18 protein-coding genes are annotated in these 17,873 nt (G+C 68.5%); 7 read left to right on the forward strand and 11 right to left on the reverse strand.

Features of this window, described 5'->3' with window-relative positions; genetic code table 11:
* Positions 1-55 precede the first annotated feature (55 nt).
* Together LT948_RS13625 and LT948_RS13630 are read right to left on the reverse strand one after the other, a co-directional pair.
* Complete coding sequence (locus tag LT948_RS13625) at positions 56-490, reverse strand: DoxX family protein (RefSeq protein WP_003090958.1); 435 nt, start codon at positions 488-490, stop codon at positions 56-58.
* A gap of 98 nt (positions 491-588) precedes the next feature.
* Positions 589-2,019: a transglycosylase SLT domain-containing protein gene (locus LT948_RS13630; RefSeq protein ID WP_003138728.1), complete on the reverse strand. Its 1,431-nt coding sequence runs from the start codon at positions 2,017-2,019 to the stop codon at positions 589-591.
* A gap of 246 nt (positions 2,020-2,265) precedes the next feature.
* On the opposite strand from LT948_RS13630, the gene LT948_RS13635 reads away from it, so the two are divergent.
* The 5 genes from LT948_RS13635 (at position 2,266) to LT948_RS13655 (ending at position 7,327) form a co-directional block, all read left to right on the forward strand.
* On the forward strand, positions 2,266-3,069 hold the full coding sequence (locus LT948_RS13635; protein WP_003090961.1) for a TatD family hydrolase: 804 nt from the start codon (positions 2,266-2,268) through the stop codon (positions 3,067-3,069).
* 138 nt (positions 3,070-3,207) lie between these two features.
* A complete protein-coding gene (locus LT948_RS13640; RefSeq protein WP_009313875.1) occupies positions 3,208-4,680 on the forward strand; it encodes a methyl-accepting chemotaxis protein in 1,473 nt (490 codons plus the stop codon).
* A gap of 125 nt (positions 4,681-4,805) precedes the next feature.
* Positions 4,806-5,165 (forward strand): Mpo1-like protein, encoded by a 360-nt coding sequence (locus tag LT948_RS13645; RefSeq protein ID WP_009313874.1) that lies wholly within the window; start codon positions 4,806-4,808, stop codon positions 5,163-5,165.
* An 86-nt stretch (positions 5,166-5,251) separates the two neighbouring features.
* Positions 5,252-5,740: a molybdopterin-dependent oxidoreductase gene (locus LT948_RS13650; protein ID WP_003130791.1), complete on the forward strand. Its 489-nt coding sequence runs from the start codon at positions 5,252-5,254 to the stop codon at positions 5,738-5,740.
* 9 nt (positions 5,741-5,749) lie between these two features.
* Positions 5,750-7,327: a GGDEF domain-containing protein gene (locus LT948_RS13655; RefSeq protein ID WP_023098510.1), complete on the forward strand. Its 1,578-nt coding sequence runs from the start codon at positions 5,750-5,752 to the stop codon at positions 7,325-7,327.
* Between the two features lie 8 nt (positions 7,328-7,335).
* Here LT948_RS13655 and LT948_RS13660 read toward each other — a convergent pair whose 3' ends face one another.
* The 7 genes from LT948_RS13660 to LT948_RS13690 form a co-directional block, all read right to left on the reverse strand.
* On the reverse strand, positions 7,336-8,133 hold the full coding sequence (locus LT948_RS13660; RefSeq protein ID WP_019371656.1) for an acyl-CoA thioesterase: 798 nt from the start codon (positions 8,131-8,133) through the stop codon (positions 7,336-7,338).
* An 80-nt stretch (positions 8,134-8,213) separates the two neighbouring features.
* A complete protein-coding gene (locus tag LT948_RS13665) occupies positions 8,214-8,984 on the reverse strand; it encodes a CHAD domain-containing protein (protein WP_003114744.1) in 771 nt (256 codons plus the stop codon).
* On the reverse strand, positions 8,981-10,987 hold the full coding sequence (gene tgpA / locus LT948_RS13670) for a protein-glutamine gamma-glutamyltransferase TgpA (RefSeq protein WP_023111595.1): 2,007 nt from the start codon (positions 10,985-10,987) through the stop codon (positions 8,981-8,983). The genes LT948_RS13665 and tgpA overlap by 4 nt, the downstream gene beginning before the upstream one ends.
* Positions 10,984-11,937: a DUF58 domain-containing protein gene (locus LT948_RS13675; protein ID WP_003119856.1), complete on the reverse strand. Its 954-nt coding sequence runs from the start codon at positions 11,935-11,937 to the stop codon at positions 10,984-10,986. Before LT948_RS13675 ends, tgpA begins: the two co-directional genes overlap by 4 nt.
* The gene (locus LT948_RS13680; protein ID WP_003090974.1) at positions 11,937-12,854 is read right to left on the reverse strand and encodes an AAA family ATPase; all 918 of its coding nucleotides are present in this window, start codon (positions 12,852-12,854) and stop codon (positions 11,937-11,939) included. The genes LT948_RS13675 and LT948_RS13680 overlap by 1 nt, the downstream gene beginning before the upstream one ends.
* Positions 12,855-13,102: 248 nt before the next feature.
* Positions 13,103-13,801: an orotidine-5'-phosphate decarboxylase gene (pyrF, locus tag LT948_RS13685; RefSeq protein WP_003090975.1), complete on the reverse strand. Its 699-nt coding sequence runs from the start codon at positions 13,799-13,801 to the stop codon at positions 13,103-13,105.
* Between the two features lie 96 nt (positions 13,802-13,897).
* Entirely contained in the window at positions 13,898-14,791 is an 894-nt protein-coding gene (locus tag LT948_RS13690; RefSeq protein WP_003101696.1) for a LysR family transcriptional regulator, read from the reverse strand.
* Positions 14,792-14,836: 45 nt separating this feature from the next.
* On the opposite strand from LT948_RS13690, the gene LT948_RS13695 reads away from it, so the two are divergent.
* The gene (locus LT948_RS13695) at positions 14,837-15,478 is read left to right on the forward strand and encodes a DUF924 family protein (protein WP_009313871.1); all 642 of its coding nucleotides are present in this window, start codon (positions 14,837-14,839) and stop codon (positions 15,476-15,478) included.
* 22 nt (positions 15,479-15,500) lie between these two features.
* On the opposite strand, the gene LT948_RS13700 is transcribed toward LT948_RS13695, so the two are convergent.
* Positions 15,501-16,391 (reverse strand): LysR family transcriptional regulator, encoded by an 891-nt coding sequence (locus LT948_RS13700; protein ID WP_003090978.1) that lies wholly within the window; start codon positions 16,389-16,391, stop codon positions 15,501-15,503.
* A gap of 91 nt (positions 16,392-16,482) precedes the next feature.
* On the opposite strand from LT948_RS13700, the gene LT948_RS13705 reads away from it, so the two are divergent.
* Positions 16,483-16,953: a multidrug/biocide efflux PACE transporter gene (locus LT948_RS13705; protein WP_003110276.1), complete on the forward strand. Its 471-nt coding sequence runs from the start codon at positions 16,483-16,485 to the stop codon at positions 16,951-16,953.
* An 8-nt stretch (positions 16,954-16,961) separates the two neighbouring features.
* On the opposite strand, the gene LT948_RS13710 is transcribed toward LT948_RS13705, so the two are convergent.
* The gene (locus LT948_RS13710; RefSeq protein WP_003090981.1) at positions 16,962-17,873 is read right to left on the reverse strand and encodes a response regulator; all 912 of its coding nucleotides are present in this window, start codon (positions 17,871-17,873) and stop codon (positions 16,962-16,964) included.

Raw genomic sequence — 17,873 nt, forward strand, 5'->3', positions numbered from 1 at the left:
GTCATTTATTGCGCAAATCCGCGCCAAATTTCGCGCCGCGCTACACCAGCCCGGTTCAGCGGGACAGCTTGCCGTCCAGCGAGAACTTGCCGGCGCCATCGATCAGCAGCGCCACGCTGATCATCAGCAGGGTCAGGGCATATTCATAGCCGTTGTCGGTGATGAAGAAGCCATTGCCGATGTGCACGCTGAAGATCGCCACGATCATGGTGAAGCCCACCACCACCGACGCCGGACGCACCAGCAGGCCGATCACCAGCGCCAGGCCGCCGAAGAACTCGGCGCTGCCGGCCAGGGTCGCCAGCAGGTAGCCAGGGGTCAGGCCGATGGATTCGAACCACTGCGCCATGCCGTTCAGGCCGGCGCCGCCGAACATGCCGAAGAGCTTTTGCGAACCGTGGGACATCAGGGTAAGACCGGTGACGATACGCAGGATGGCCAGGCCGGCACCGGCGTTGGTCGACAGGATGGTCTTGATCAGTGGATTCATGGTGCGTCCTCAGGTGTGGGATAAGATGGGCACACTATAGGCAAGATAATTCGATATTAAAACCGTAAAAAACGCGTTATCAATATCGAATTTATAGATTATTTTTGAGCCGTCGCCGTCTTCGCACGTACCCCGGGCTCCAGGCGAACCCGTTCGCGTTCATATGCAAGGTAGTACTTGTTGACGCTGCTGACATAACTCACCACACCCATGCCTATCTCTTCCGCAGCCACCCGCTCTACCTGGAAGAACCAGCGATTCGGATCGAGCCCCCGGCGACGCGCCTGGGTGCGCAGGTTCTGCACCCGCTCCGGGCCCATGTTGTAGGCCGCCAGGGTGAACGCCAGGCGCTCGCGTTCGTCGAGGTGCTTGCTGGAGAAGAACTGCTTGCGGATCTTGGTCAGGTAGCGACTGGCGGCCAGCACGTTGCTGTCCTTGTCGTGCACATTGCCGACCCCGACGCTGCGCGCCGCCGCCGGGGTGATCTGCATCAGCCCGCTGGCGCCGCCGGAACCGCGCGCCTTCGGGTTCAGGTGCGACTCCTTGTAGGCCACCGCCGCCAGCGCCAGCCAGTCCATGCTGCTCTGCTGCGCGTAGCGCTGCAGCAGTGGACGGACCGCTTCCAGGCGCTTGCGGTCCGCCGCGCCGAGGGGGTTGCGGACCTTGTAGGCGCGCCGGTAGACGCGCTGGAAAGCCACGTCCTGGTCGGCCGGCGCGCGGTAGTCGGCGAGGAAGCGGTCGATGGTCGCGCGCAGGGTGCTGGCATCGCGGCGCACGTACCAGGCCATGTCGGCGCGATTGTCCAGCACCAGGTGGCGGTCGACGCGCAGCTTCGGCAGCACCTTGGCCCAGCGTTCGGCGATGGGCTGCTCGACCACGGTGAAGCCGAGGATGCCTGCCTGGACCATTTCCATCACATCCTCGACGGCCAGGGAAGCGTCCAGCTTTTCGATACGGATCGGTGCCATGCGGCGTTGCGCCAGGCGCTGGTTGACCAGTTCGATGGCGCCCTCGGCGGCGCTGCCGGCCGGCAGCGGGATGGTCCGCCCGGACAACTGCTCCAGGCGCGTGTAGCGCCGATTGCCCTTGCGCGCCACCAGCACCAGCGGTACATCGGCGCGCACCGGCGCGCTCGGGCTGACCTGCAGGCCGTCGTGCGCCGGCAGCAGTTCGCCGGGGGCGACCAGGTCGCCTTCGCCACGCTGCAGGGCGGCAAGCAACTGGTCCTTGGGCTTGGGTATGAGCTTGAGGGTGAGGTTCCGCGCGGACGGCGAGCGGCTGTTGAGGTATTGCTCGAAGGCGCGCAGGCGACGGTACTCGACGCCGATCGGCTCGCCCTTCACCTCGCCCGAGCTGTTGCGGCTCTGGTTGACCAGCACCTTGAGCACGCCAGCGCGGCGGATGCTCGCCAGGTCGCGGGTCTCCGGCTGTTCCTTGTGCCAGTTGTCCGGCTGGCCGGTGATGCGCGCAGCCGCCGGCAAGGGTGCGAGCACCAGCAGGCAAAGCGAAAGCAGCAACAGACGCGTCATCCAGGTCTCCAGAGGCCAGGCTCGATGTCCCTCTCCGGGGGACCGGATCAATCAGAGCATGGCAGTCTTGGCAAGTTCCTCTCCGACAGCGGCTGCAAACGGAGGCATTGGGTAGATAATCCGGGCGCCGAAGAACCCGATCTGCGATTATAACGGATTGTTCTACAAGCGGTTTGCCACCCATCCCCCGGCGGGTCCGGCGCGATCGAGGGGGCGCCGCCTCGCTGCGAATTCCAGGAAGGCACCATGCAACTCATCGATATCGGCGTCAATCTGACCCACGCCAGCTTCGCCCCGGAACGTGAAGCACTGCTCGCCCGCGCGCGCGCCGCCGGGGTGGTGCAGATGGTGATCACCGGCACCAGCCTGGCCGACAGCGAACAGGCGCTGCAGCTTTGCGGAGAACTCGACGAGGGCGGCCGGCTGTTTACCACCGCCGGCGTCCACCCCCACGAGGCCAGCCACTGGAACGCCGACACCGCTCGCGGCCTGCGCGCCCTGTTCGACGACCAGCGGGTACGCGCGGTGGGCGAATGCGGTCTCGACTTCAATCGCGACTTCTCTCCCCGTCCGGCCCAGGAAAAGGCCCTGGAGGAACAACTGGCACTGGCCGTCGAGCTACAGCGTCCGGTGTTCCTCCACGAACGCGACGCCAGCGAGCGCCTGCTGGCGATCCTGCGCGACTTCCGCGATCGCCTGCCGGCCGCCGTCGTACACTGTTTCACCGGCGAGCGCCGGGCGCTGTATGGCTACCTCGACCTCGACCTGCACATCGGCATCACCGGCTGGATCAACGACGAGCGCCGCGGCACCCACCTGCATGATCTGGTAGGCGAGATCCCGGTCGGCCGTCTCATGCTGGAAAGCGACGCGCCCTACCTGCTGCCGCGCAGCCTGCGGCCGAAGCCGAAGAACGGGCGCAACGAGCCAGCCTACCTGGTCGAGGTGCTCGACTGTGTGGCCCGCCATCGCGGCGAGAGCGCGGAGCGCCTGGCCGCTCACACCAGCGCCGCGGCGCGGGCGTTCTTCGGCCTGCCGACGATCGACTGAGATCGCCCTCAAGCTCCCGGCGGATCGGCCGCTAAGCTGACGAACGGTCTCGTTGACCCGCATCAACGATTGCCCCTTACTCAGCTTTCAAGATAATGGCGCCTTGCCATTAGCTTGCCGATAAGAAGAAATCCCCCTATGGGCACCTGGATCAGCGACATTCCACTGAAATACAAGTTCTGGGCCGTCAACGCGGTGGCCTTCTTCACCACCCTGCTGTTGGTGTTGTTCGCCATGCAGCAGGAAGCCGCCGGGCGCAACGCTTCCGCCCAGCGCGCCGCCGCCGCCGAGGGCGAGCTGGTTCAGAGCTGGCCGGCGGGCAGCGCCCTGCCCGCCCGCAGCAACCTGCTGCCGCTGGAACAGGCCGCGAACCTGGGCGGCACCGCTGCCCAGGCGCTGGGCAAGGGGCAGGGTTGGATCGAGTTGTCCGGCGCGCGCCAGGGCGATACCCCGCTGCTCGGCGCCTGGGTCGGCCAGACCGGCTCCGGCCAGCGCTTCGCCGTGCTTGCCCCGGCCAGCGACCTGTGGCAGGTCTTCGCCGACCGGGCCGGCGCCTACGCCGTCGCCGTGCTGGTGCTGATGCTGGCGCTGCTGGCGGCCTCGCAACTGCTGATCCGCTTCATCCTCACCCACCTGCATACCCTCAAGGACGTGATGCTGCACGTCGAAAAGAGCGGCGACCTGTCCGCTCGCGTACCGCTGCAGGGACGCGACGAAGTCGGCCAGATGGCCAGCGCCTTCAACGCCATGCAGGCCGGCTACCAGCGCATCGTCGGCACCGTCGCCGCGGCCGCTACCAAGCTCGACGAAGGCGCCCAGGCGCTGGCCCGCAGCATGGGCCAGGTACGCCAGGGCATGCTCGGCCAGCAGAGCGAGACCGACCAGACCGCCACCGCGATCAACGAAATGTCCACCACGGTCTTCCATATCGCCCAGCACGCCGCCGATACCCGTGACCAGTCGCAGGAAGCCGACCGCCTGGCCGGCGCCGGCCAGCAGGCGGTGAGCCGGGTCAGCGCGTCGATCGCCGGGTTGTCCCAGGGCGTCCAGGACACCGCCGAGATGATCCAGAAGCTGGCCGAAGACAGCCAGAAGATCAGCGGCGTGGTCAACGTGATCCACGGCATCGCCGAACAGACCAACCTGCTTGCCCTCAACGCCGCCATCGAGGCCGCGCGGGCCGGGGAAATGGGCCGCGGCTTCGCCGTGGTGGCCGATGAGGTGCGCAACCTCGCCCGTCGCGTGCAGGACTCCACCGACGAGATCACCCAGATGATCCTCGCCCTGCAGTCGGGTACCCGCGACGCCGTGGAGTTCATGCAGGAAAGCTCGCTCAAGGCAGACGGTTGCGTCAGCCAGGCCGGCGACGCCGGCGAGGCGCTGGCGGCGATCGCCAACGCGGTGGCGCAGATGCGTGAAAGCAACACGCAGATCGCCGTCGCCGCGGAACAGCAGAGCCAGGTCGCGGAAGAGATGACCCGTTCGGTGGTGGGCATCCGCGACGTCACCGAACTCACCGTGCAGCAGACCGTCGAGTCGGCGGCCACCAGCCAGCAACTGGTCGACCTGGCGGGCGATCTGACCCGCGCCATCGGCCAGCTACGCCTCTGATCCGCAGGCGCACCTGCCTATCGCCCGGATAGGCAGGAATCATTCGCCGCGCTGCCGCACCCCGCCTAGACTCGACGACATGCAACGACCCGCCTCGCGGGTCGCCGTCACGGAGTACCGAGAACATGGGCAAACGTCATCCCAACCTGCTCGCCTGGCAATGGCGCGGCTATGCCGCCAACCACCGCAACCCGACCAACCTGGTCCTGCACCTGATCGCCGTGCCGCTGTTCGTCGTCGCTGCGATCCTGCTGCTCGGCGGCCTGTTCGGCCTGGACCTGCTGCAGGTGGTACTCGGTGTCATCGGCATCGGCGCCGGCCTGGCGATCCAGGCCAAGGGACACGCGCTGGAGGAACAGGCACCCGAGCCATTCAGCGATCGGCGCGACGCTGTCAGTCGCCTGCTCGTCGAGCAGTTCGTCACCTTCCCCCGTTTCGTCCTCAGCGGCGCCTGGTGGCGGGCCTGGCGCGAACGGCATAAGTGACAGTTCGTCCGGGATTTTGCACAGCCCTTCAGTTTTAGCGCGACGCTGCCGATATAATCGACGGAATCCTGTCGTGGACCGACAACATGCCGTCAATGCGTCAATTAATCGTCTTTTCCTGTTGCCTGGGGCTGCCTCTTGCCCAGGCCGCGGAACCCGTGCCGCTGGGCGGACGTCCGATCGTCACCCTGCAGCGGTCCGGCGGCGCTCCCGTACGGCTGACCCTGTCCGACCTCGAAGCCCTGCCCAGCGAGACCCTGGAAGCCCAGCTCCCCGGCGAGGCCAACGCCCGCTGGCAAGGCGTGCGCCTCAGCCTGTTGCTGCGCCACCTGGACCTGGCGCCGCCCAAGCGCCTGCGCGTGCTGGCGCTGAACGACTACTCGGCGATCATCCCGTACAGCGACCTCGACAGCTACCAGCCCATCCTCGCCTATCGCCGCAACGGCGCCTACATGGCGATCCGCGAACGCGGACCGCTTTTCATCATCTACCCGATGGCCCGCTATCCTGAGTTGAGAAACCAGGTCTACTACAACCGTACCGTCTGGCAGGTCAGCTCCATCACTCTTGAGTAAGTAACGGACATGACTGTGCCGCTGCTCGATCCGACAAAGCTGCGCCGGCAACGCCAGATCATGGGGCTGTTGCTCGGCCTGGTGCTGCTCATGGCGCTGATCGCCGGGGCTGCGCTGTGGCTGGCGGTGCGCCAGGCCCAGCAACTGGCCCAGCCGAACCTGCACAACGAGCTGTGGCAGACCTACTCGCTGCGCGCCGAACTGGATCGCACGCTGGACGCCGCGCGGCACATCGAGAGCGGCGAAGGCCAAGCCGACGACCTGGCGATCCGTCTCGAAGTCCTCGCCAGCCTGATCGCGCCGCTGCGCCGCCAGTCGTTGTTCAGGCATCTCGCCGAACCGCGTCCGGAGGTACAGGCCACCCTGCAACGCCTGATCGAGCTCAGCGATCGCTGGTCGGACCAGGCCCCCTGGGGCGATCCCGTCGCCGCGCGCCGCCTGGCCGCGGAGATCGTCCAGCAGGTCCCGCCCTTGCTCGAACCGACCCACCAGATCGTCGTCGCCAGCAACATCGCCCTGACCAACCAGTTGGACGTCGACCGCAAGCGCCTGCACCGGGCGTTCTACGCGTTGTTCTGGGCGCTGCTCGGGATCGGTGCCGGCGGTGCCCTGCTGGTGCTGCGCCTGGTCGCCGACTTCAAGCGCGCGCAGCAACTGGCCGGGCATCTGATCGAGCTTAACGCCACCCTGGAGAAACGCGTCGGCGAGCGCACCCGCCAGCTCAGCGAAGGCAAGGCGCTGCTGCATTTCATCCTCGAGGCCAGCCCGAGCGACGTGGTCCTGCTCAGCGCCTGCGGCGCCAGCATCCATTACGTCAGCCCGCGCCTGCTCAAGCGCCTGGGTTGCCAGGCCCAGGACGACTTCAACCTGCCCCGGCTGTTCGCCAGCGCCAGCGAATACAGCCGCCTGCAGAACGCCCTGGAGGCGCGCGGCCAGGTGGATGGCTGGGAAGCCCAGCTATGCGGGGAAACGCCTTGCTGGGCGGTGATCTGCGCGCGCCACCTGGAAATCGACGGCGAGCCGGCGACCCTGATCTGGTGCTACGACATCAGCCGGCGCAAGGCCATGGAACAGGAACTGCGCCTGCTGGCCAGCACCGATACCCTGACCGGCCTGCACAACCGCCACTCGTTCCTGCACCAGGCGGAACTCATGCTCAAGGCCGCCGAACGCTTCCGCCACCCCTGCGTGGCGCTGATGCTGGACATCGACCATTTCAAGAACATCAACGACAGCCACGGCCACCTGACCGGCGACCGCGCCCTGCAACGTGTCGCCGAGACCCTGCGCCAGGGCCTGCGCGAGGTGGACCTGCTCGGTCGCCTGGGCGGCGAGGAATTCGCCGCGCTGCTTCCGGAGGTCAGCCTGGACCAGGCGCTGGACGTCGCCGAACGGCTGCGCGCCGGCGTCGAGGCGCTACGGGTGAGCAATCCCGACGGCGAACCGTTGCGAATGACCGTGAGCATCGGCGTCGCCCTGCGCAGGGACGCCGGGGACGACCTGGAAAGCCTGCTGGTGCGCGCCGACAGCGCGCTCTACCAGGCCAAGAGCGGCGGGCGCAACCGCACCGAGTACGCGCCCGCCTGACATGCGCCTCAGCCGAACACCGTGACCATCTGCCGGCTGATCGCCAGCAACTGGCCGTCGGCGCTCCACATCCGCGCCGCCACGTGGCCGTAGCCGTCGCGCGCCTCCTCGATCTCCGCCAGGTAACGGCACCAGTCGCCGCTGCGCTGCTGCGGCAGCGGCTGGAGGAACTCGGCGGTCCAGGTCAGCGAGCTGGCCATCGCCGGGGTACCCAGGTGCGGCAACAGCGCCGGCGGCCAGGAGTCGAGCAGCGCCAGCAAGTGGGAAACCTCCATGGGCTCTCCCTCGGGTTCGTCGCGGAAACGCATCCAGCCGCCCATCTGGCGCGACTTGTTCGAAGAGAACGGCAGGCCGCCCACTGCCCAGCGCATGGCGATGTAGCGAGTGAACTCCGGGGTCACGTTACGGATATAGGGCAGCTCCTGGCTCTCTTCGGGGCCCTTCATCCCGGCCGCCGGCAACGCTTCCACCGCCACCGCCGACGCGCGGGCGACGCCGAAACTGGCCTGGACCAGCGTCACCACCTGCTCGCCCTGACGGACCTCGACCTGTACCTGGCTCACCGCCTTGCCCTCGCGCAACAGCCGGGCGCTGAAGCTCGCCGGCTGCTCGGGGGCCAGCGGTCCGACGAAGCTGACGCCGATGGAGCGCAACGGACGCCCCGCCTCGACCACCGCAAGCATGGCCTCGTAGGCCAACGCCACCACCAGGCCACCGAAGGTGGCGCGGCCCTGGCCCCAACTGGCCGGTACTACCACCGAGGAAGGGTCGCGGCGGACCGCCTGGATCAATTCGGAAAAATTCATGTGTGCCTCGCGAGGGGATTCGAGGGCCCATCTTAGGCGAGGCGATCCTTGGGAAAAAGCCGATCGGAATACCGGCGGCCTCAGTGCCCGGCAAGCGCCTGCTGCAATGTCGACAGGGCCCGTCCGGCACGCTCCCGGGCCAGTTCGAAGCGCGCCGTCCAGACCTCTCGCACAGGCGCCAGGTCCGGCTCGCGCTGGCATCGCAACAGCCACTGTTCGAGGTCGTGCCAATCGCCCAGCGCCGACTGGGCCGCCTTGAGCGGCGCCAGCAGCGAGCCGGGAATGCTGCAATCGTGCGGATAGGCCTCCAGCCCGTAGCGCACGCGCTTGATCCGCAGCCGTAGCGGGTGCCAGTGCTCGTAGGTGGTGTCCGCCAGCTCGGCGCGCAGGGTCTTCCATTGCCGGCGCAGGCGCTTGCGCACCCGGCCGTGCAAGCCATCCAGCACGGCATGCCGCTGGGCCGTACGCAACAGGGCCGGCCAGACGTCCAGGCAAAGCTGCAGGCGGTGCAGCGGCTGGCTGGCGAGAACCGCCACGTAGCCGGACTCCAGCACCGGCCGGCGCACCGCCAGCGCATCCCGCAGCCCTTCGGCGGCGAGCGCCGGCAGCAGCACCTCCAGGTCGCGGATCGGCCCGCTGAGCCGCCCGACCTCGGCGGCGGCATGCTCCAGCTCCTCGACGCCGGGGACTCCGCGGATCGGCCGCAGCAGGCTGCGCAGACGGCGCAGGGCGATGCGCAGGTCGTGCAGTGCCTCGCCATCCGTGCGCGCCTCCAGGCGGGCGACCGCCGACATCAACGCCACCTGCTGGCCGATCACCTCGGCCAGCAGTTCATCGATGAACCCCGTCATGCCTTCTCCTCTCCCCGGCCATCCCGCGTGGGCGCGCGCACCAGGCGCCAGGGCAGCGCCCGGCGCAATGCGCGCAGACGCAACCCTGGATCATCGGCACCGCCGTGTCCATAGCGTTGCGCTTCGAACGCGCCGACGAAGGCCGCGATGGCTGGCGCCTGCGCCGGCAGGACGCGGGCGGCGCGCTCGCCGTAGGAGCGTAGCCCTTCGCCGGGGGAACGGCGCAGGCCATGCATCTCCAGCAGGCGTTCGAAGCGGCGCAGTTGGCGGCTGCGTAGATCGCCACGGCCTTGCCAGGGCTTGAGCAGGAACAGCGCGAGCAGACCGACCGACAATATCGCCGCGGCACCGAGCAACAGGCCCAGTCGGGTCGGATCGAGCCCGCCGAACCAGCGCTGCAGGAAGGCGCCCTGCTGCTCACCCTGGTAGGCCAGGACCCAGCGTTGCCAGCCGTAGTTCAGGCTGTCCCAGGCCAGACGCATGTCGTTGAGCCAGGGCAGGCCACGGTAGCGCAACGGCGACAGCGGCGCGTCGGCGAGGTACTCGCTGTCCCCGGCCAGGGCCTGCTCCAGCCCCTGTTCGATCCGTTCGGGCGCCACCTGGTAGGTCGGGTCGACGCTCAGCCAGCCCTGCTCCGGCTGCCAATACTCGACCCAGGCGTGGGCGTCGAACTGATGCACCAGCAGGTAGTTGCCCGCCGGATTCAGCTCGCCGCCCTGGTAACCGGCCACCACTCGCGCAGGAATGCCCGCAGCGCGCAGGACGAAAGCCATCGCCCCGGCGTAATGCGCGCAGAAGCCGCTGCGCGTGTCGAACAGGAAATCGTCCACCCCGTCGGCGCCGGTCGCTGGTGGTTTCAGGGTGTAGGCGAAGGGCTCGTGGTTGAAGCGCTGCAACAGGGCCGCGACCAGCGCCTGCGGTTGCGCATGGGCCTGGCGCAACTCGTCGGCCAGCGCTCGCGCGCGCGGATTGCCGTGCATCGGCAACTGCAGGTTGCGCCAGCGCGTGCGCGGATCGATGCTGGACTCGCGCAGCGCCTGTGGCCAGGAACTGACTCGGTAGAACAGACGTTGCTCGACCGGCTGCCGCCGCTGCAGGTGGAAATCGCTCATCAGGCGCGTGTCGGTCTGGTCGGTCTGCGCCACGTCGAGGGCGAACAGCCAGGGCTGCGAACTGGGCTGCATGATCACGTCGTAGCGCAGCTCAGGGCCACGCTTCTGCCAGTGCAGAGCATCCTCGCCCGGCCATTGCGGCGCCTGAGCCCAACGTCGTCCGTCGAAACGCTCCATGGTCAAGGCGCGCCAGTAGAGCTGCTCGCGCGGCGGCGGTGCACCCTCGAAGCGGACCCGGAACGCCAGTTCGGCGGAGCGCCCAAGCTCGGCGATATCCCCTGGCGCCATGCTCTCCGAGAGTCCGGTGACCCCCTTGTTGCCGGGCATCGGCAACGACCACAGCGGCCCCAGGCGGGGGAAGAACAGGAACAGCAGGAGCATCAGCGGCAGCGCCTGCAGCAACAGCCCGCCGGCCAGCCGCAGGGTCGGCCAGGGCCGGCTGGCGAAAGCGCTCTGCTGCAAGCCGATCAGCGCCGCCAGCAACGCGGTCACCGGCAGCAGGCTGTACAGCGCGGCGAGGAAACCGTCGTCGAACAGGTAGCCCACCACCACTGCGAAGAAACCGAGGAACACCAGTACCAGCGCATCGCGGCGGGTCTTCATTTCCACCAGTTTGAGGATGAACGCGGCGATCAGCAGCACCGCCCCCGCGTCCAGGCCCACCAGGCTGCCGCGCGACAACCAGACCCCGGCCCCGGCGAGCAGCGCCAGGGCCAGCTTGACCCAGGCGCGCGGATAGCCGGCACGCATGCGGAAGACCTGCACCCGCCAGGCCGCGCAACCGACCCACATGGCCGCGATCCACAGCGGCATGTAGGCCAGGTGCGGCAGGATCACCAGTACCTGCGCCACCAGCAGCCAGACCAGCGCGACCCGCGGAATCGCGTTCATCGCGCCGCTCCGAACAACGCCAGCGCGCGCAGGCAGGCCTCGCGCTGGGCCTCGCCGCTGGCCGGTTGCAGGCGCGTGCCGGGCAGCGCCAGGCCATAGGGCTGCTGCCGCGCGGAGAGTTCCAGGACTGCATGGCACAAGCGGCCCAGGCGACTTTCGAGATCCCCGCCGAGGCGCTCGAATTCCAGCCACAGGTCTTCCCCGCCGAGCGCGGCGAAGTCCTTCACCAGCAGCCCCTGGCCACGGGAAAACGCCTTCCAGTGCAGGCGCCGCCGCGAGTCGCCCGGCTGATAGGCGCGCAGTCCCTGGTAGTCGTCGACGCCCGTGCTCGCCAGCGCGCGCCCCTGGTCCTCGGCATCCTCCGCGCCCGGCGCGAGGAACGGCTCGCCGGCCAGCGGCCGAGGGTAGACCAGCGCCTGCTGGCGCAGGTCGACCCAGCTCCAGGCCACCAGCAGGCCGAGGGGAAAGCGACTCTCCACCCGCAGGCGCCCCGGCCGCAGCCAGCCGCGTCGCTCGGTCGGGTGGAACAGCAGCACCTCGGCAGCCGCGTCGCCTGCCAGGTCGGCGTATTCCAGCGGCCGCTCCGGCCAGCCGACGGCGATGGCCTGGCGCGCCCGCCGCGGGCTTTCCAGGCGCACCCGGAAACCGGCGCGCTCGCCGGCGAACACCGGGTCCGCTCCCAACGCGGTGAGGCGCAGGCCGGCAAGGTTGCGATAGGTATGGAGGATGGTCACCACGCCCAGGGACAGCAGCAGGAAGGTCAACCCGTAGGCCAGGCTGTTCTGGTAATTGATCGCCGCCAGCAGCATCACCAGCAGCGCCAGACCGAAAGCGCCGCCCTGGCGGGTCGGCAGGATGAATACGCGGCGCTGGTTCAGCTCGACGCTGCTCGCCGGCGGTATCCGCCGGTTCAGCCAGCGCTGCCAGCGCGGCCAGTTGCGCAGGCGCATCAGAGCGCCGGGACTTCGCGCAGCAGCCATTGCACCAGCGCGCCGCCACCGTGCCCGGTGGGGTCCGCCTGGTCGCGCAGGCGATGCCCGGCGACCGCCGGCAACACCGCCTGGACGTCTTCCGGAATCACATAGTCGCGTCCCGCCAGCAGCGCCCAGGCACGCGCCGCGGCGAGCAACGCCAGGCTACCGCGCGGCGACAGGCCGAGGGCGAAGGCCGGCTGCGTGCGGGTCGCTTCGACCAGGCGCAGCACGTAGTCCACCAGCGCATCGCTGGCGCGGACCTTCGGCACTTCGGCCTGGAAAGCGGCCAGCGCCGCGTGGTCGAGCAAGGGCTCCAGGCGCGGCAGCAGATCGCGCCGGGCTTCGCCGAGCAACAGCGAGCGTTCCGCCGCGCGTCCGGGGTAGCCCAGCGACAGGCGCATCAGGAAGCGATCCAGCTGCGATTCCGGCAGGGAGAAGGTGCCGCCCTGGCTGGCCGGGTTCTGCGTGGCGATGACGAAGAACGGTTCCGGCAAGGGCCGGGTGGCGCCCTCGATGGTCACCTGGCCTTCTTCCATCGCCTCGAGCAAGGCGCTCTGGCTTTTCGGCGTGGCGCGGTTGATCTCGTCGGCGAGCACCAGCTCGGCGAAGATCGGCCCGGGATGGAAGACGAATTGCCCGCTGTCCTTGTCGAACACCGAGGTACCGAGGATATCGCCCGGCAGCAGGTCCGAGGTGAACTGGATGCGCTGGAAACTGAGCCCGAGCACCCGCGCCAGGGCATGGCTGAGGGTGGTCTTGCCCATCCCCGGCAGGTCTTCGATCAACAGGTGCCCACGGGCCAGCAGGCAGGCCAGGGCCAGGCGCACCTGGCGGTCCTTGCCCAGGAGAATCTCATCGACCGCCTTCAGGCAGGCTTCCAGGGTGTTCAGCATCCCGACCTCGCGTTTCCGGGGAAAACAGCGATCCTACTGGCCTGGGGCCAGCCGGCAAGGCACTTGCAATTTTTCCTCACGAAACTGTGAAACCGTTGCCACCGGTACTTGCCGGAGTGCCCGCTACAAGCCTAGACGCTGGGGAGGGACAGGCGCCCCCCTGGGTGCCGGTGCGGATGATGCCTGCGCCATGTCCGGCTCGACACGACGCGCGACGGTCACCGACGGCAGGCGTGGGGGAAGCCGCCTCAGCCCAGTTCGGCGACGATCGCCGCCAGCGCCTTGGCCGGGTCGGCGGCCTGGCTGATCGGCCGGCCGATCACCAGGTAGTCGGAGCCGGCGTCCAGGGCCTGGCGCGGGGTGAGGATGCGCCGCTGGTCGTCCTGGGCGCTGCCGGCCGGGCGGATGCCCGGCGTGACCAGTTGCAGGCCCGGATGGGCAGCCTTCAGCGCCGGCGCTTCCTGGGCCGAGCAGACCAGGCCGTCCATGCCGGCCTTCTGCGCCAGGGCGGCGAGGCGCAGTACCTGCTCCTGGGGCTCGATGTCGAGGCCGATGCCCGCCAGGTCCTCGCGCTCCATGCTGGTCAGCACGGTCACGCCGATGAGCAACGGCCTGGGTCCGCTGAAGGCCTCCAGCGTCTCGCGGCAGGCGGCCATCATGCGCAGGCCGCCGGAGCAGTGCACGTTGACCATCCACACGCCCATCTCGGCAGCGGCCTTCACCGCCATCGCCGTGGTGTTCGGGATGTCATGGAATTTCAGGTCGAGGAACACCTCGAAGCCCTTGCCACGCAAGGTCTCGACTATACCCGCGGCACAACTGGTGAAGAGTTCCTTGCCGACCTTCACCCGGCACAGTTTCGGGTCCAGCTGATCGGCCAGCGCCAGGGCGGCCTCACGGGTGGGGAAATCCAGGGCGACGATGATGGGGGACTGGCAGGCGGACATGGGCTCTCTCGCGGCGAATCGAAAACGGCGCGCATTGTCGCAGAATCCGGCCGTTTGCCGTAGCCCGGAACGCGCCGGGGAGATGAACGTCGCGGACTAGAGGCGGGCGCGGAGCAGTTGCTCCAGCCAGTCGACGAATGCCCTGACCCGCCGCGACAGATGCCGCCGGTGCGGATACAGGGCGTACGCCGGCATCGCTTCGGCCCGCCACTGCGGCAGCACCTCGCGCAGCTCGCCGCGTTGGAGGTGCTCGCGCACGTCGTAGGCAGGGATCTGGATCAGGCCCAGTCCGGACAGGCAGCAGGCGATGTAGCTTTCCGCGTTGTTCACCGTGACCCGGCTGCGCAACGCGCGGGTCAGGGTGCGCCCATCCTCGCGGTACTCCCAGGGCAACACCCGGCCGCTGCTGGGCGAGGCATAGTTGACCGCCCAGTGCCGGTCGAGGTCGGCCGGCGTCCGTGGCTCGCCATGCTCTTCCAGGTAGGCGGGACTGGCGCAATTGATCAGTTGCATCTCGCCAAGGCGTCGCGCCACCAGGCTGCTGTTGCCCAACTGGCCGACCCGCAGGACGCAGTCGACGCCCTCCTGCACCAGGTCCACCGAACGGTCGCTCGAGCCCAGTTCCAGTTCGATGTCCGGATGCTGGCGGAAGAATTCCGGCAGCGCCGGGGCGATCAGCAGTCGCGCCACCCGGCTCGGCACGTCGACCTTGAGCCGGCCGCTGGCACGGCTGCCGTCGTGGAACAGGCTCTCCAGCTCTTCCATGTCTTCCAGCAGGTGACGGCAACGCTCCAGCACCACGCTGCCGTCGTGGGTCAGCTGGACCTGCCGGGTGGTGCGATGCAACAGCCGGCTGCCGAGTTGCGCTTCGAGCTGCTGGACCGCCGCCGAGACCGTCGCCCGCGGCATGTCCAGCAGGTCCGCGGCCTTGGTGAAGCTGCCGGTTTCGGCAACACGCAGGAACACACGCATGCTGTCCAGACGATCCATGGGCAGGCCCCTTCTCTCTATTCGGGATGGCTGGACAGTCTATCCATGCCACCCACGTTTATCCAAAGAACCCGGACCAATAGCCTGGAGTCCCTACTCTACTTCCTGGATCCGCAGATGCCCCATGCAGTGCTTTTGCCTCCTCCCAGCGCGTCCCCGCTGCCGGAAGTGGTCGGTTTCTGGCGCGATGCCGGCCCTACCCTCTGGTTCGCCAGGAACGCCGATTTCGACCGGCGCTTCCGCGAGCGCTTCGCCCACCTCTACGAGCTTGCCTGCGCCAACGCGCTGCGCCCGGCTGCCGGTGAAGCCGAGGACCATCTCGGCCTGCTGTTGCTGCTCGACCAGTACCCGCGCAACGCCTTCCGTGGAACCCCGCGCATGTACGCCAGCGACGCCCAAGCGCGGCGCTGGGCGGAGCGGGCTCTGGGACAAGGCCTCGACCGCCAGGTCGGGGACGCGCTGCGGCTGTTCTTCTACCTGCCGTTCGCCCATGCCGAGAACCTTGCCGACCAGGATCGCTCGGTAGCGCTGAACCACGGACTCGGCCAGCCCTTCCTCGCCCACGCTCGTGAGCATCGCGAGATCATCCGCCGCTTCGGGCGCTTTCCCCATCGCAATCCGATCCTCGGTCGCCCGTCCAGCGCCGAGGAACTCGCCTTCCTCGCCGCCGGCGGCTTCGCCGGCTGAACCGGGGCTCAGCCGGCCCTCCCTAGATAGGCAGGTCGCGATCCAGCAAGCGGTCCAGCAACCAGTTGGCCGCCGGTCCCAACGGCCGCTGCCGCGACCAGACCACGTCCACCGCCTGGCTGCGCGGCCAGCCGGACACCGGCAACTCCTTCAGCCGTCCGTTGGCGTAGCCGCTGACCAGCCAGCGCGGCAGCTCGGCCCAACCGAAGCCGTGGGTGGCCATTTCCAGCAGCAACAGGTAGTTGGGCGCCGACCAGCAGCGCCCGCCGCTGGACGGCAGGCCGTCGTTGATCGCCGCGCCGGTCTCGCTATAGGTGTTCAGGCGCAGCAAACGCCATTCGGAAAGGTCGCGCTCGCTGACCCGCTCCAGGCCCGCCAGCGGATGGTCGACGGCGGCGAACAGGCCGAACTCGGCACGCTCGGCGACCGCCGCCACGCCCAGCTCCGGCGGGTAGTGCGGCTGCGCGGCGAGCAGGCCGAGGGTGGCGCGGCCGCGGCTGACCTGGGCGATCACGTCCTGGTCCTCGGCGATCAGGCATTCGAACTCCAGCTCAGGGTAACGCTCGTCCAGTTCGGCCAGGCGCGCCTCGTAGCGCGCCGAATGGTAGGTGTCGGATAGCGCCAGGGTCACCCGTGGCTCCGAGCCGCCGGCGAGCAGCGCGGCGACCCGGCGCAGGCGGTCGGATGCGCCGAGGACCTCCTCGACCCGTCCCAGCAGGGTGCGTCCGGCCTCGGTCAGTTGCGGCTGGCGGCCACTGCGATCGAAGAGTTCCAGGCCGAGGTCGATCTCCAGCCGGGCAATGGCCTCGCTGACGGTCGACTGGCTCTTGCCCAGCTTGCGCGCGGCGGCGCTGAAGGAGCCGAGGGAAACGGCCTGGACGAAGGCCTCGAGGGATTCGGGCGACAAATGCATATCGGTTTTTCCGATGGTATCCAACTTAACCCTATCCCAAAGACCGATGACAATACAGCCCGACTTCAACGACGAACCGGGAGCGTTCGCCATGACCCACACCCACACCGCCCTCGACAAGACTCTCAAGGAGCGGATCTTCCACGCCCTGGCCTTCGAGGGCCTGGCCGTCCTCCTCACCGCGCCGGTGCTGTCGCTGGTGATGAACAAGCCCCTGGCGCACATGGGTGCGCTGACGCTGATGTTCTCCACCGTGGCGATGCTCTGGAACATGCTTTTCAACAGCCTCTTCGACCGCGCCCAGCGGCGCATGGGCTTCCAGCGCACCCTGCAGGTCCGGGTGCTGCATGCGATGCTCTTCGAGCTGGGGCTGATCGTGGTGCTGGTACCGCTGGCCGCCTGGTGGCTGTCGATCGGACTGGTCGAGGCGTTCCTCCTCGACATGGGCCTGATCCTGTTCTTCCTGCCCTACACCATGGCCTTCAACTGGAGCTACGACGTACTCCGCGCACGCCTGGTGGAAAGCCGCCAGACCAAGGCCGCCGGTTGCGACGCCGGCTAGGCCGGCGTTCAGGCCGTCAGCCGCTCGCGCAGGCGGCCGAGCATGCCGAGCAGGCTGCCGACCCGTTCCTTCTCGCGCTCGTCGCGCGGCACCTCGGCCAGCCGGTCGACCTCCGGCAGGCTTCGCCCGCGCCACAACAAGGCCTGCTCGGCGGCCGCCTTCAGGCCTTTCTCGAACAATCCCCTGCGGATCGGCTTGGGCAGGTAGCGGAATATCTGCGCCTGGTTGATCAGCTCGAGCAGGGCCTGGGTGTCGCGGAACGGCGTAACCACCAGGCTGAGCAGGCGCGGATGGGCCTGGGCCAGGGATTTCAGCAGCGGCGCGGTATGCTCCCCGGCCAGCTTCAGGTCGCTGACCAGCACCTCCACCGGTTCGGTGTTCAGCCACACCAGCGCCTCGGCCAGGTTGCGCGCGCGCAGCAGGCGATGCCCGCCGGCATGGCAGAAGGCCCCGACGCAGTCCAGGGTTTCCGGGTCGTCGTCGAGCAGCAGCACGCTCAGCGGCGCCGCCAGCGTGGCCGCGGGCGGTGCCGGCAGGCCCTGGCGGCTGGCGATCTCCGCCGCCTGGCGCAGGGTGAAGGCCATTTCCTGGGGATTCCAGGGCTTGGTCAGGTAGCGGAAGATGCCGCCGTCGTTGAGCGCGTCGACGGCGGCGTCGAGGTCGGAATAGCCGGTGAGGAGAATCCGCAGGGTTTCCGGATAGCGCTCGCGAGCCTGCGCCAGCAGTTCGGCGCCGCTCATCTGCGGCATGCGCTGGTCGCTGACCAACACCTGTATCCGTTCCGTCTTCAGGCGCTCCAGGGCGCGCCGCGGGTCGCTCTCGGTGAGCACCTCGTAATGGCGACGGAACTGCATGGCCAGGCTGCGCAGGATGCGCTCCTCGTCATCGACGAAGAGGATGCGGACGGGAGATGGGCTCAT

The organism is Pseudomonas sp. CP-1, assembly GCF_021213715.1.
In the GTDB taxonomy this organism is placed as follows: domain Bacteria; phylum Pseudomonadota; class Gammaproteobacteria; order Pseudomonadales; family Pseudomonadaceae; genus Pseudomonas; species Pseudomonas aeruginosa.

Coding starts and splice junctions, on each gene's coding strand:
- LT948_RS13680 (WP_003090974.1), bottom strand. CDS start 12,854: ATGCTGAACACCCTGGAAGCCTGCCTGAAGGCGGTCGATGAGATTCTC.
- LT948_RS13625 (WP_003090958.1), bottom strand. CDS start 490: ATGAATCCACTGATCAAGACCATCCTGTCGACCAACGCCGGTGCCGGC.
- LT948_RS13675 (WP_003119856.1), bottom strand. CDS start 11,937: ATGCGCCTGCGCAACTGGCCGCGCTGGCAGCGCTGGCTGAACCGGCGG.
- LT948_RS13690 (WP_003101696.1), bottom strand. CDS start 14,791: ATGGATCGTCTGGACAGCATGCGTGTGTTCCTGCGTGTTGCCGAAACC.
- LT948_RS13660 (WP_019371656.1), bottom strand. CDS start 8,133: ATGAATTTTTCCGAATTGATCCAGGCGGTCCGCCGCGACCCTTCCTCG.
- LT948_RS13700 (WP_003090978.1), bottom strand. CDS start 16,391: ATGCATTTGTCGCCCGAATCCCTCGAGGCCTTCGTCCAGGCCGTTTCC.
- LT948_RS13640 (WP_009313875.1), top strand. CDS start 3,208: ATGGGCACCTGGATCAGCGACATTCCACTGAAATACAAGTTCTGGGCC.
- LT948_RS13710 (WP_003090981.1), bottom strand. CDS start 17,873: ATGAGCCCATCTCCCGTCCGCATCCTCTTCGTCGATGACGAGGAGCGC.
- LT948_RS13645 (WP_009313874.1), top strand. CDS start 4,806: ATGGGCAAACGTCATCCCAACCTGCTCGCCTGGCAATGGCGCGGCTAT.
- LT948_RS13695 (WP_009313871.1), top strand. CDS start 14,837: ATGCCACCCACGTTTATCCAAAGAACCCGGACCAATAGCCTGGAGTCC.
- LT948_RS13635 (WP_003090961.1), top strand. CDS start 2,266: ATGCAACTCATCGATATCGGCGTCAATCTGACCCACGCCAGCTTCGCC.
- LT948_RS13655 (WP_023098510.1), top strand. CDS start 5,750: ATGACTGTGCCGCTGCTCGATCCGACAAAGCTGCGCCGGCAACGCCAG.
- pyrF (WP_003090975.1), bottom strand. CDS start 13,801: ATGTCCGCCTGCCAGTCCCCCATCATCGTCGCCCTGGATTTCCCCACC.
- LT948_RS13705 (WP_003110276.1), top strand. CDS start 16,483: ATGACCCACACCCACACCGCCCTCGACAAGACTCTCAAGGAGCGGATC.
- LT948_RS13665 (WP_003114744.1), bottom strand. CDS start 8,984: ATGACGGGGTTCATCGATGAACTGCTGGCCGAGGTGATCGGCCAGCAG.
- LT948_RS13650 (WP_003130791.1), top strand. CDS start 5,252: ATGCCGTCAATGCGTCAATTAATCGTCTTTTCCTGTTGCCTGGGGCTG.
- tgpA (WP_023111595.1), bottom strand. CDS start 10,987: ATGAACGCGATTCCGCGGGTCGCGCTGGTCTGGCTGCTGGTGGCGCAG.
- LT948_RS13630 (WP_003138728.1), bottom strand. CDS start 2,019: ATGACGCGTCTGTTGCTGCTTTCGCTTTGCCTGCTGGTGCTCGCACCC.